We start from the raw sequence: 2,329 nt of genomic DNA on the forward strand, positions 1-2,329 counted from the left end.
CACGCTGAACGGATTAATGAACTGGCAGCGGAACTAGCAGAAGAACTCAAAGCCCTAAAAGCGATCGCTCATGACCTGAGTCCCATTTATTGGAAGTTGTATCATCGACCCTTTGTTACTGGATTCAGAAGTACCTCAGTTCCCTATCTTCGTTCCGATCACGATGTTTTAAGGATTACCAAACTAGTAATTTAAATTTAGTCATTAAAATTAGTAATTCAAACGGATAACCTAAGATTAGGTTATCCGTTTATCCGTGTTTAAACATCCAGGTTTATTTTATCTTATACCATTAACCACCACTAACTTTAGCTTTGTAGCCCAGTTTAATCATTATTTGCACTAGTTTATCAGTATGATTTCCTTGAATTTCAATAGTATTATCTTTAACTGTACCACCACTACCACATTGGCCTTTCAGCTGTTTAAGTAACTTGGTTAAGGTTTCTGGTGATGATTGAAATCCACTAATTACTGTAACGGTTTTTCCCTTACGTCCCTTCCGTGATGCCTGTACCCGCAAATCTTGCTGATTTGGGGGAAGTTCCTGAATCGGTCGTTCCACTGCAGCGTCGTTGCTAGTGCCAAATTCCTGGTAGACAGTTCGATTGCCAGAGGTTTTGGAGTCAGAAGCATTGCGTTTTGATTTTGATGAAGCCATTGGTTAAATCTAGTATCAATCTATTTACAATTCCGGTTAATTACTTGTAAGCATTCAGCCGTCAGTGGTCAGCCGTCAGCTTTCCGTAACAGAGATAAACCAATGCTTACCGGTTTTATTCAAAAGCTGTTCGGTGTAGCTTGCCCATAGCCCATAACTACCTCAAGTAGCACCTCAAGTAGCGCATAAGCTGATACGCGACACGCTGATAGCTTACAATCACTTACCAAATAGTGGCTGGATTTTTGGGTCAGGGTAATCGGTAATCGGTAATCATCAACTACCAATTACCCATTACCCATTACTAATTAACCATTACCCATTACTCTATCCCGGAAAGGAACGGTTCTGGATGTCCCTGTTCAGGAAGACAATCAATTTCGATCTGGAAGGTTCCTTCAAATCCAGTGTCTTGCACTTGAAATTCCCAGGCACCATCCACTTCTTTCATCTTATCAGCGGGATTGGCGGTAAAATCTGGCTGAGAAAATTTTTCATCGCTATGGAGGTAGAGTTCTATGGGTGTCTTGGCAATCAGAACCCGAATATAGTATTGTTTGCGGAAGATGACATTGTCAGAGAAACCAAGACCTAACAAATCCCGCTCACCGACGTAAAAGTCCAGCCGTAAGACCATGTCTTTCTCTTGGGCTGGGATGCTCTCATCCTCTAGAATCGATATGGTATTCAAGTACCCTTCCCAGATCAGATTTTTGCCATCTGCCCAAGGAAATGCTGGCTTTTCGTCGGTCAAATCCTCTTTAATAAACGGACCATAGCAGTTTTCCGCAGCCTCACTCTGGTGGAACAGTTCAAAATCCACCAGACGGGGTTTAATGGATACTCCCAGAAAGAACTCACTTTTGCCAAACCAATCCTTACCCCGAGTGATTTGGCCGTTGACAAAACGTAAACGCGATCGCACATTCCCAAAGAAAAAGCGCGTTGCTACTTCAAATGCTTCTCGGGAAGTAATCACGGAGTCGAAACCACCGTGGGATTTGTGGATAAAGGTACGGGGTGCCCCAGGAATTTGGGCAGAGAATTGCTTAACTAAGCCATCACTACGGTTATAGTTAGAACCAAACTCATATCTCGGGGAGAAAACGCGGTTGAGAAAGGAGGCTTGTCGCAAATTGTAAGACTTATAGTTGGTGCCAACAATAGTTAAAAGTCGTTCTAAGGGAAAGTGTTTCTCAAAATTTTGGAACGAATAGGGGTTGTTGAGCTTACTTTGATTTTTGAGATTAAAGCGCTCTAATTCTTCTTGAGCACCTAGTTCTCCCCCAAACCCCAGCCAATCTTCTAAAATTTGGAAGGTAATGCCTTGGTGAGGAGTGCCCAAAGTGATAATTTTATTGATGTAGTCTTCAGCCTTAAGACCAAGGCTGGGATAGGTTACTTGAACTGCTTCACGAGCGATTAATCCACCCATAGAATGGGCGATGATGTTAACCTTAGGTTTAACACCTGCTTGATTCGCCGTTAGTTCACGAATTAAGTAGATCAGACGCACCAAGGCATTACCATAGGTGTCAAATTTACGCTCTTTTAGGTCATAGTAGCGAAATACCCAAATAGAGCGCCAAGGCTCTTTGATAGACTCCAAAAAGTATTCTGACATCTCTGGGTTTATGACTACTTTATCCCCTGAAAAATATCTTTTTT

At 42.2% G+C, this 2,329-nt stretch carries 2 protein-coding genes and 1 pseudogene; 1 reads left to right on the forward strand and 2 read right to left on the reverse strand.

Going from position 1 to position 2,329, the window contains the following annotated elements; genetic code table 11:
• A pseudogene (locus tag F6K38_RS39680) lies at positions 1-195 on the forward strand (hypothetical protein); the annotation flags it as partial.
• A 97-nt stretch (positions 196-292) separates the two neighbouring features.
• Here F6K38_RS39680 and F6K38_RS39685 read toward each other — a convergent pair.
• Positions 293-661, reverse strand: a complete 369-nt coding sequence (locus F6K38_RS39685; protein ID WP_008184817.1) for a translation initiation factor — start codon at positions 659-661, stop codon at positions 293-295.
• A gap of 322 nt (positions 662-983) precedes the next feature.
• Positions 984-2,329 (reverse strand): lipase family alpha/beta hydrolase (locus F6K38_RS39690; RefSeq protein WP_287360388.1); only part of this gene is annotated, 1,346 nt, incomplete at its 5' end.

It is taken from the genome of Moorena sp. SIO3B2, assembly GCF_010692525.1.
In the GTDB taxonomy this organism is placed as follows: Bacteria; Cyanobacteriota; Cyanobacteriia; order Cyanobacteriales; family Coleofasciculaceae; genus Moorena; species Moorena producens.